Genomic DNA, 10,709 nt, shown 5'->3' on the forward strand with positions numbered 1-10,709 from the left:
ACATAAAGTCCGGATGTATGGCTGCAATCTCAACCCCGTCTGTGTTGTCACGAATTGAAAGCTCGGCAAACTGGGGGCGTCCATGTATGTGAGAGGACGGCGGATGTAAATCCGCCTCCTACTCGATTGCCTGCGAAACGGTGCCTCAGGCACGCCGCCTGGCCGTCCTTACGGTTGATCGGATTTGGCCAGCACGGTGTAGACACACGGCAACACGAACAGGGTGAACAACGTCCCGATGGACATCCCGGTGGCGATGACGGTGCCGATATCGAAGCGGCTTACGGCCCCTGCGCCTGTGGCGATGATCAGCGGCACCATGCCAAACACCATGGCGGCCGTGGTCATCAATACCGGGCGCAGGCGAATGGCGGCGGCTTCTTCAACGGCCTCACGGGCGCTCAGGCCTTTGTCCTTGCGCAGCTGGTTGGCAAACTCGACGATCAGGATCCCATGCTTGCTGATCAGGCCGATCAACGTCACCAACCCGACCTGGGTGTAGATGTTCATGCTCGACCAGCCCAGAAACAGCGGAATCAATGCGCCGCAGATCGACAGCGGTACGGTCACCAGAATCACCAGCGGATCACGGAAGCTTTCAAACTGCGCGGCCAGCACCAGGAAGATGATCGCCAGTGCCAGGGCGAAGGTCACCCACAACGCGCGGCCTTCCTGAATGTACTGCCGTGAGGCCCCCGCGTAATCAAAGGCAAAGCCGGGTGGCGCTTCTTCCTCGGCGATCTGGCGCACGGCATCGATCGCTTCACCCATGCTGACCGTCGGGAAGCCTGAGAGTATCGCCGAGTTCAGTTGCTGGAACTGGTTGAGCTGGCGCGGTCGGGCACGGTCGTTGACAGTGATCAGGGTCGACAAGGGCAGCAGTTGCCCCTGGGTGTTTTTCACGTAGTAGTGGCTCAACCAGTCGGGGTTGTCCCGGTAGGCCCGCTCGACCTGGGCGATCACCTTGTAACTGCGGCCTTCGAGGGTGAAGCGGTTGATCTCGGCTTCCGCCAGCAACGTTGCCAGCGTGGTGCCCAGGTCGAGCATCGATACACCCATCTGCGCGGCCTTGGCACGGTCGATATCCACCACCACCTCCGGCTTGTCAAAGGCCAGGTCGATGTCGACGAAGGCGAACTTGCCAGACTCCAGCGCACGCTTTTTCACCCGGTCGACCACGGCCAGCAGCGCCTCATAGTCATTGGCGGTGTTGATCACGAACTGGAAGGGCAGGCCTTCGCCGGTACCGGGCAGCGAGGGCAGGTTGAAACCGAAGATCTGCAGCCCGGAGATCGCCGCCAGCCTGGCCTGGACCTCGGGCAGGATCTCCATCTGGGTGCGGCTGCGTTCGTTCCAGGGCTTGAGCAGGAAGCCGCCGATACCCGACTGGACGCCGTTGAAGCCGTTGATCTGGAACGAGGAGTAGTACTCGGGAAACTCCTTGAAGATCGTGATGAACTGATCCGTATAGGCATTCAGGTAATCCAGGTTGGTCGGTTGCGGCGCATTGGCCATCATGAAAATGATGCCCTGGTCCTCATCCGGTGCCAGCTCCGACTTGGTGAACATCAGCAGCACCGGAATCAGGCATAACACAATCACCGCAAACACCAGCACCACCGGCCGGGTGTTCAGCGTGCCATGCAGCAGGCGCTGGTAACGCCGCTTGAGACCTTCGAAAATCAGGTCCAGGCGATGGGCGAGCCCCGTCGGGTTTTCATCGTGGCGCAGGAGCATGGCGCACATCATCGGCGACAGGGTCAGGGCCACGATCCCCGAAATCACCACGGCGCCGGCCAGGGTCAGGGCGAACTCCTTGAACAGCGCCCCCGTCAGCCCCGTCAGGAAGCCGATAGGCGCGTAAACCGCGGCCAGGGTGATGGTCATCGAGACCACGGGCATGGCGATCTCCTGCGCGCCCTCAAGCGCCGCGTCCAGCGGCGTCTTACCTTCTTCGATGTGGCGGTGAATGTTCTCCACCACCACGATGGCGTCGTCCACCACCAAGCCGATGGCCAGTACCATGGCCAGCAGGGTCAGCAGGTTGATCGAGTAGCCCATCAGTTGCATGAAAAACATCACGCCGATCATCGACAGCGGGATCGTGATCACCGGAATGACCACCGAGCGCAGTGCGCCCAGGAACAGGAACACCACGACAATCACGATCAGCACCGCTTCGAACAGGGTTTTCACCACTTCGTCGATCGAGGCTTGAATGAACTCAGTGGCGTCATAGGCGATGTCGGCCTTGAGGTTGGACGGCAGCTGGGATTCCAGCTCCGGCATCAGCTTGCGCACTTCCCTGATCACGTCCAGCGGGTTGGCGCCGGGGGTGGGCCTGATCCCGATGTACACCGAGGGGGTGCCGCCGAATGAGCTGATGGTGTCGTAGTTTTCCGCGCCCATTTCCACGCGCGCGACATCGCTGAGCAGGACTCGGCTGTCGCCATCGACTTTCAGCGGGATCGCGGCAAAGGCTTCGGCGGATTTCAGTTCGGTGTTGGCGTTGACGCTGGTGACGACATACTCGCCTTTGACTTCACCGGCGGCGGACAGGAAGTTGTACTGGCGCACGGCAGTCGTCACATCGGCGGCGCTCAGGCCGAAACCTGCGAGCTTTACCGGGTCCAGCCACAGGCGCATGGCAAATACCTGATTGCCGAGGATTTCGGCTTCGGCCATGCCGGGCAGGGTGGCGAGCTTGGGCTGGATCACCCGCGACAGGTAGTCGGTGATCTGCGGATTCTTCAAGTCCTCGCTGAAGAAACTGATGTACATCAGCACCGAGGCGTCAGCCGCCTCTTTGCTCAGGACCGGGTCTTCGGCGTCTTGCGGCAGCTTGTTCTTGACCTCGTTGGCCTTGGCCAGCAACTCGGTGAACAGGCGGTCCGTGTTGGCGCCGATGCGGGCGTAGATCGAGATCACCGAGAAGTTCTGGCGGCTGACCGAGGTCATGTAGTCGATGCCTTCGGCACTCGCCAGGCTTTGTTGCAAGGGCTGGGTGATGTAGCCCTGAATCGTTTCGGCGTTGGCCCCGGGGTAAGCCGTGGTGACGGTGATCAGGGCGTTTTCCATCTGTGGATACTGGCGCAGTTGCAACTTGCTCCAGGCCTGGAAGCCCAGCAGCACGATCAGCAGGCTGACCACGGTCGCGAGCACCGGGCGGCGGATGAACGGGTCGGTAAATGCCATGGTGATTCCCTGATCAGTCAGCGTGCGGCTGGCTGTTCTGTTCGGCCGGCAGGTTCTTGTCGGGGCTGATGACGATGTGAGCGCCGTTATCGAGCTTGATCTGGCCGGCACTGATCACTTGCTCGCCGTTCTGCACGCCTTTGTTGATCAACACCAGACCGTCGCGGCGCTCACCGGTTTCGATGAACCGACGTTCGGCGACCAGCACCGGCTGACCCTGGTCGTCTTTTTCGACGTTGCCTTGTGCGTCTTTTTTCTGCGCTGCCACATAGAGTGAGTTGCCGTACAGGGTGTAGGTGATCACGCTTTCAGGGACGACGATTTTTGGCTGAGGGTCGGGCAGCAGCACCTGCAGGCTGGCAAACATGCCGGGCAGCAGCTTGCCGTCGGGGTTGGCCAGCGTGGCGCGCACCAGCACGTTGCGGGTGGTGTTTTCGACCTTGGGATTGATGGCGCTGATGGTGCCGGGGAAGTTGAGGGTCGGGTAGGCCGAGACGCTCACCTGTACCGGTTGGCCGAGGGCGATTTTCGGCACCGCCTGTTCCGGAACGTAGAAGTCGACATACAGGCTGCTGAGGTCCTGCAGGGTGGCAATCACGGTGCCGCTGGCCAGGAAGTCGCCGACGTCGGCCTGGCGAATCCCGATGGTGCCGCTGAAGGGGGCCACGATGTGTTTCTTTTCCAGGGAGGCCTTGAGTTGATTGACCGTCGCCTTGCTCTTGGCCAGTTGTGCGGTGAGTCGGTCGAACTCGCCCTTGGAAATGGCTTCGCTGCCCACCAACTGGCTGCCCCGGCCATAGTCCAGTTGTGCCAGGCCGAGGTCGGCCCGGGCAGTTTCCAGCAGGGCGCTTTCAACGGCGCTGTCGAGCTGGAGGATCGGCTGGCCTGCCTTGACCTTCTGTCCGGACTGGAACTGCACCTCGGTGACGGTGCCGGCGACCTCCAGGCTCAGGTCGACCCCTTGCAGCGCCTTGAGGGTGCCGACGCTGGGCAGGCGCACTTGCCAGGGGCGTTCGATGGCGGTGGCCACGGCGACACTCACCGGTGGTTTCGGCACAGCGAAGGTCTGCATCGTCCGGTAAATGGAAAAGGCCTTGTAGCCTCCCAGCGCCAGGACGATCAGCAGTACAACCCCCAACATGATCAGCATGCGGCGACGCAGCATATTCCACTTCCTTGGAAAAAATCAGGTGAGACAGGCCGCACATTACTCCGAGAGTGCAGGTGATTCCAATGGATGTTTTGGGGGCTGTCGAAGCAACGGCCTTGAGCTCACGAACACCTGCCCGTGGCGAGCGAGCAAGCTCGCTCGCCACGGGGGACATGACGATCAGACCAGGTGCAGATGGTTATCCCAGAGTCCTGCGGGCAGCTCAAGAGGTTTGGCCACCCACGTTGCCTGGCGACAATCGTAGTAGCGGCAACGCCCTTGACCCGAGGTCACGACAAAACCATCGGCCACCGCGCCAACCCCGGCGCAATCGGGGAGGGGCGCATCGAGTTTTACCGCACCGCTGTCCAGGTCCCAGATGAAAAACCGGTTGCCCCGTGGCGCGGTCAGCGCCACCAGCCGCAGGTCACTGTGCAGCGCGACGCTGGCGGTGTAATGCCCCATGGCTTGCAACTGCTGCTCATCGACCGGGAACGGGACAAAGGGCTGGCCGGGACGCTTGATGGCCAGCAGTTCGGACGACTCGTGGGCGGCCCCCATGAATTGTTGGCCGGTGACGATGGTGCCGTCGCTGGCAATGCCCATGTGTCGCACGCTGTTCATCTGCTGGGCCAGGGTTTCCTTGCTCAGCAGGCTGCCATCGCGCCGCATCAGTACCAGGCTCGGCTCCATGGCATCGAGGTTCATCTCCACCCGGCTTTCGGCTTCGGTGCGGATGCCGCCGTTGGCCACCACCAGGGTTTCACCATCAGGCATCCACGACACCTGATGGGGGCCGATGCCGTGGGTGGAGATTTCACCGCGGTGCACCAGTCGCTCGTTCTCGAAACGGTACACCCCGAGCAGGCCACGGCCCGGGTCGGTGGTGTCATTTTCCGTGGCGTACAGCCACTCACCGCCTTTGTGAATGACCGCATGGCCATAGAAGTGCCGGTTCGCTTGCGAGGCCAGGGTTTGCAGCAACGTACCGTCGCGCAGGTCGACCAGGTAGCTTTCGGTACCCGGTCGCCGGGCAACGAACAGGGCAATCGGCAGCTCGGGGTGATTGATGATGTCGTGGCAGCGCTGGCCGACCTCGGTGGCGAACACGCGCGTGCCATCCAGTCGATAGCCGACGGCGTAGTGCTTGCCGTCGCTGTCGTCGCGGGCCGAAAGCAGCAAAGGACCGGTGTCCTTTTGCTTGAACAGCTTCCAGCCGCCCAGCGTCACGGCACCCAGCAACAAACTGCCGAAAGTCAGAGCCTGGCGTCGCAGCATGGAGCTAACCCTCATCAGTCACCGTCGTTGGCGTTGAAGCCCAGTTGAATGCCCAGCGCCTTGGCCAGTTCGCCCTCGTGCAGGCGATGCACGACGTTGAGGCTGTCGTAGAGGTCGTTGAGTTGCTGACGGCCGGCATCGTCGTTGAGCATTTCGGTCAGCGAACGCTGGCTGCTGTCGAACAGCTTGAGCGAGGCGGAATAGGCGGCATCGATCTTGTCGGCCAGTGGTTTCTGCTCGGCGGGCAACAGGCCGCGCAGGCCTTTGTTGTCGACGCCAACCCAGACGGTCCGGGCGGCCGCGAGGCTGGCCTCCAGGCTTTGCAGCGAAGAGTGGCTGCGCCAGGCGTCCGCCTGGAAGGGTTGCGGGATACCCTTGCTCTGACGCCCCATCGGCGTACCGAGTTTTTTCTTCAGGGTGTCCAGTGCCGTCACTTGCGCGCGTAGCAAATCGGCGATGGCCTCATGGGAGTCGGCGTAGCGCTGGTTCGGGAACTTGGTCATCTGCGCGAGCATGCCGTCGGTGCTGTTCCAGCTCGCCAGGATCTCTTCGGCCAATTGCTTCTGGCGCTCGCCGATGGCAGTCAGCAGCGGGCAATAACGGGCCTTTTGCGCCGCATCGGCGACGTTGCTCTTCTCGTCGAACAGAATGTACTCATAGGCCGAGAGGCCCTGGACGACCACGCTGGACTTGGCCAGGGCAGCGGCGTCGATTTGCGGCTGCGCGGTCAGCAATTGTTCGACCTGGCGGCCGACCAGGTTTTTCTTGTCCGGCCAGAACTGGATCTGCCAGGAGCGGTTGCCCTCGGCCAGTGGGCCTACGAGCAGGGGCTGCAGTTCGGCCCAGGCTTTTTGCGCATGCAGGAAGTCGGCACGGGCGGTCGCCAGGTCCGACTTGCCTTCGCAGTAAGCCAGCGCACTGACGGCCAGTTGACGGTCGGCGTCGACCCAGCGGCTGTAGGTCGGCAGGATCACTTGCTTGGCAATGGCGGCCGAGGTGACGGCTTGTGGGTCCTGGGGCGCACAGGCGCCGAGGGCGAGGGCGGCAAGGCTGGTGAACAACAGCTTGGGACGGAACATGTCGGGCTCCCTATTGGTCTGGGGCAAGGCGTATGGGGAATGCGTTCAAAGCGAATTCAAAAAGGCCAGCAATGCAGCGCGTTGCTCGGCATTGAAAGCTAAAACCTGTTGCTGCGCCGCCTGGGCTTCACCGCCATGCCAGAGCACGGCTTCAAGCAGGTTGCGGGCGCGGCCGTCATGCAGGAACTGGGTGTGGCCGCTGACCGTTTGCGTCAGGCCTATGCCCCACAACGGCGGCGTGCGCCAGTCGCGGCCAGAGGCCTGGAATTCGCTACGGTGATCAGCCAGGCCTTCGCCCATGTCATGCAGCAGCAGATCGCTGTAGGGGTGAATCACTTGATTGGCCTGTTCAGGTTCGGCGGCATTGGCGGCGGTGGTGAAGGTCGGGGTGTGGCACGACTGGCAGCTGGTCTGGAAAAACAGGTTCTTGCCGGCCAGCACTTGCGCGCCGTTGACGTCACGGCGGGCGGGCACGGCCAGGTTACGGCTGTAGAACAGCACCAGGCGCAAGATGTTGTCGCTGACTTCCGGCTCGCCATCCGGGCCATTGCCGTTGGGGGCCTGCAAGCAATCGGTCTGGGCCTGGGTGCAATCATCGATGGGTCTCAGGTGGGTGGTGAGGCCCATATCACCAGAAAACGCGTGAACGTTTTGTTGATTGAGATTCGGTTGCCCGGCTTTCCAGCCAAATCGGCCCAGGACCGTCTTTTGCTGTGCATCATCCCAGACCAGGTTCGGCCGACCGGCAATGCCGTCCTTGTCTTTGTCCAGCGGGTCGGCGTTGGCCAGAATGTCCGCATCGGCAATCGCCTCGAGCAGGCCCAGGCCAATCATCGGCGGGGCGACCCGGGCGGAAAAACGCGTGTCGGGGTGCATCGGTCCGTAGCCCAACTGGGTGATCTGCAGCTTGGGTTTGCGCAGTTCGACTTCACTGCCGTCGGCAAAGCGTACTGGCACCGGCTCATAGTCGACGCGAACCTTGCCTTCCGGGGTGACGCCTGGCACCGCCATGTCCTGGAGTTGTCCGCCGTAGACCGGCTCGGGCACCACACCGACTTGCTCGACGAGCTTGGTGTCGGCCGGGGTCTCGGGGATCGACAGGCGCACCAGCATCGACACCGAATTGTTGGCGTCGGGCGCCGGCGGATGGCCGCGACCATCCTTGATGTGGCAGTTCTGGCAACCGTTGGTGTTGAACAGCGGGCCGAGACCGTCACGGGCGGTGGTGGTCGAGGGGGCCGTTACCCAAGGGCTGCGGAAAAAGCTGTTGCCGACGCTGAAGTCCAGCCGACGGGTCGGCGAGAGGTTGGCCGAAGGCATCGAGAAGGCATTCTGGTCAGTCTTGCGAACCGTTGCGGCACCGCCTGAGCGAGCTTCGCCGGGCTCGGCCTTGGTAAAGCGCGGGGCGTCATCGCAGGCACTCAGGCCCAGGGCCAGGAACAGTGCGGACAGGCGAAGAGACAGCGAGGGCATCAGAGATCCTGAAAGACGAGCAAAACAAGGGCGCAAAGTCTAACAGGGCAGGGGAGTTTGAATAAGAGGAATTATCGTTTGGTTGATCCAGGGCAATTGCGCAAGGTGCCGCATCTGGGCGTTGCCAACCGTCACGTTGCCTCAGGCTCATCGCACGCCCCGTGATTTGGAAAGCCCCAGTGTGATGAGGTAACGCTCCTCTTCAGGGCGCTTGTAGTCCTCGAAGCGATTGACCACGAGCATTGCCTGGTACTTGTCGCCCGCTAGCCAGTAAGCGGTACCGCCTTTGTTCACGTCCCGCAATTGGGCACGCCATTGGGGAGTGTCGGCGAACGATGGAAAGTCTATGACCCGGTTCGGCGTCCAGCCGCCTTTGCGCCATTGGTCCTGCAAATCCAGCACGACCTTGAACGTATCGTCGAGTAGCAGCGGCTCGATTTGTGGGGACATTCGGACACTGTCGATCAATTCATCATCGAACATAACTGTGAAAAAGCGAGCCAGTGGGGTCACAAACCCGTAGTGAGGGTCGATGAAGTGCAGGCGGGCATCCGACTTGGGCATATTGAACCAGGCTCGTCCAGGAATGGCTGGACCAATGGTCGCACTGGAGCGCTGGCGCATGTCCTCCCAAGGCTCGCCTATCACCAATGCGATTTCCTTTTCTGATTGCACTTCAATCGCCACCCACATAATGCAGGCTGCGATCGCGAGTGCAATCACACCGCGTCGCCAACCCAGACGTTGCATCAGGCTCATCGCACGCCCCCACCTGCGGCGATATCCCGAAGCGCCTGTTCGATCTGATAGCGGTTGCCGTCATGCAACCGCTCGTCAAACTGTGCCGCGGCCTTAAGCACAAAAGGCATGCGCTGATGGAGGTCGGACAGGTTAGTCATAAGGTTGCTGTCCAAGCCAATGGCGTGTCCATCATCAGGGCACAGGGTCAAGGTCTCCCCCACGGTGTGGCAAGCTGTAGAGTGATCAGGTAACGCTCCTCAATGGGGCGCTTATAATCCTTGAAGCGATTGACCGCCAGCATCACTTGGTACTTGTCGCCTGCTCGCCAGTAAGCCGTACCGCCCTTGTTCACATCTCGCAATCGGGCGCGCCATTGGGGCGTATCGGCGAACGAAGGAAAGCTCTTGATCCGGATTGGCGTCCAGCCAGCTTTGCGCCATTGTTCCTGCAAATCCAGTACGACCTTGAGCGTATCGTCGAGTAGCAGCGGCTCGATTTGCGGGGACATTCGGACACTGTAGATCAACTCATTTCGGTAGATAACGGTGAAGAAACGGGCCAATGGGGTCACAAACCCATATTGAGGGTCTGTGAAAAGCAGACGGGCATCCGACTGGGGAATGTTGAACGACACTTGCCCGGGAATGGCTGGACCAATGGCCGCACTGGAGCGCTGGCGCATGGCCTCGTAAGGTTCACCTATCATCAGCACGATTTCCTTTTCCGATTGCGCTGCAATCGCCGCCCACGCAATGCAGACCGCGACCGTGAGTGCAAGCACACCGCGTCGCCAACCGACACGTTGCGCCAGGCTCATCGCACGCCCCCACCTGCGGCGATGTCCTCAATCGACTGCTGAATCTGGTAGCGATTACCGCTATGTAACAGATTATCAAACTGTGCCGCGGCCTTGAGCACGAAAGCCATTCGCTGGTGGATATTGGACAGGTCGGCTACGGGGTTGTTGCTGAAGCCAATGGTGCGTCCGTCATCGACAGGCCGGCATTGGCTGGCCAGCGTCAGCTCAATGGCCTGAGCGACGCCGGATGGGAAGTTCGTGACATAAGAGAAGTGATTGCCGCGCAGCAGAGTTACTAGTTTCGGGTCGCTGTACATCGCCGGCTGTAAAATATTGACCTGTTCGTGCCTGGCAAGGTGGTCAACACTTTTGGCGATGTTTCCAGCCTCAATGGCCTCAAAGGCTTGCAGGATTTCATCGTGGTCGGTTCCGAACTTTAGTTTCTTCTGCCCGACCGGCCATAGCACGGGGTACTGGTCAGACCCATAAATATTCTTGCGTGAAGGCAGGCAGGTTTCGAGCGCCCCCAACCCCCGCTCCTTGTAGAAAACATGCAGCGGATAAACGTCCAGGAACAGCGTGGTATTGCCCATGGCCAGCATCTCATACACATACTGGTACAGCTGCTGCGCCATCGACAACGGTTCACCTTCGCGCCTGAGGTCGATACTCGGCAGCGGGTTGTTGCCGATGGCGTGCTCGTAGTCCCGTTGTGCCTGCTCGTAGTCCCCCAGCTTCGCTTGCCGCTCATCTTCACTGCTGCTGAACAAGCCAAACAACCCTGTCCTGGCGCTATGCTTGAGCTGCTGCGCGGCTTCATGTTCGGCCTGGATCCTGTCGATCGAGTCGGCGGCGTGCAGCAGGCCGCAGCCCACCTGTTTCGAGGCGAAGGCGGCGAGCCCGGCCCACTGCAAGCGCGGATCGTGTAGCCAGAGTTGGGCGTAGGCGGCATTGATCGCGCGGTTACGTGCCTTGGGGTCGGCGATCAGAATGC

9 protein-coding genes are annotated in these 10,709 nt (G+C 61.2%); all 9 read right to left on the reverse strand.

The window, feature by feature from the left end:
• Window positions 1-168: 168 nt before the first annotated feature.
• On the reverse strand, window positions 169-3,195 hold the full coding sequence (locus CKW25_RS25745; protein WP_095083789.1) for a multidrug efflux RND transporter permease subunit: 3,027 nt from the start codon (window positions 3,193-3,195) through the stop codon (window positions 169-171).
• 13 nt (window positions 3,196-3,208) lie between these two features.
• Window positions 3,209-4,360, reverse strand: a complete 1,152-nt coding sequence (locus CKW25_RS25750) for an efflux RND transporter periplasmic adaptor subunit (protein WP_095083791.1) — start codon at window positions 4,358-4,360, stop codon at window positions 3,209-3,211.
• A 165-nt stretch (window positions 4,361-4,525) separates the two neighbouring features.
• On the reverse strand, window positions 4,526-5,623 hold the full coding sequence (locus CKW25_RS25755; protein ID WP_095083792.1) for a DUF1513 domain-containing protein: 1,098 nt from the start codon (window positions 5,621-5,623) through the stop codon (window positions 4,526-4,528).
• Between the two features lie 14 nt (window positions 5,624-5,637).
• Complete coding sequence (locus CKW25_RS25760; RefSeq protein WP_095083794.1) at window positions 5,638-6,702, reverse strand: imelysin family protein; 1,065 nt, start codon at window positions 6,700-6,702, stop codon at window positions 5,638-5,640.
• A 45-nt stretch (window positions 6,703-6,747) separates the two neighbouring features.
• Complete coding sequence (locus CKW25_RS25765) at window positions 6,748-8,175, reverse strand: di-heme oxidoredictase family protein (RefSeq protein ID WP_095083795.1); 1,428 nt, start codon at window positions 8,173-8,175, stop codon at window positions 6,748-6,750.
• A gap of 147 nt (window positions 8,176-8,322) precedes the next feature.
• The gene (locus CKW25_RS25770; protein ID WP_095083796.1) at window positions 8,323-8,934 is read right to left on the reverse strand and encodes a hypothetical protein; all 612 of its coding nucleotides are present in this window, start codon (window positions 8,932-8,934) and stop codon (window positions 8,323-8,325) included.
• Window positions 8,931-9,074, reverse strand: a complete 144-nt coding sequence (locus CKW25_RS26770; RefSeq protein WP_172736656.1) for a hypothetical protein — start codon at window positions 9,072-9,074, stop codon at window positions 8,931-8,933. The genes CKW25_RS25770 and CKW25_RS26770 overlap by 4 nt, the downstream gene beginning before the upstream one ends.
• 47 nt (window positions 9,075-9,121) lie before the next feature.
• Window positions 9,122-9,733: a hypothetical protein gene (locus CKW25_RS25780; RefSeq protein WP_095083799.1), complete on the reverse strand. Its 612-nt coding sequence runs from the start codon at window positions 9,731-9,733 to the stop codon at window positions 9,122-9,124.
• Window positions 9,730-10,707: a DUF2515 family protein gene (locus CKW25_RS25785; RefSeq protein ID WP_371855211.1), complete on the reverse strand. Its 978-nt coding sequence runs from the start codon at window positions 10,705-10,707 to the stop codon at window positions 9,730-9,732. The genes CKW25_RS25780 and CKW25_RS25785 overlap by 4 nt, the downstream gene beginning before the upstream one ends.
• Window positions 10,708-10,709: the final 2 nt, after the last annotated feature.

This window comes from Pseudomonas sp. Irchel s3h17, from assembly GCF_900187505.1.
Taxonomy (GTDB): Bacteria; Pseudomonadota; Gammaproteobacteria; order Pseudomonadales; family Pseudomonadaceae; genus Aquipseudomonas.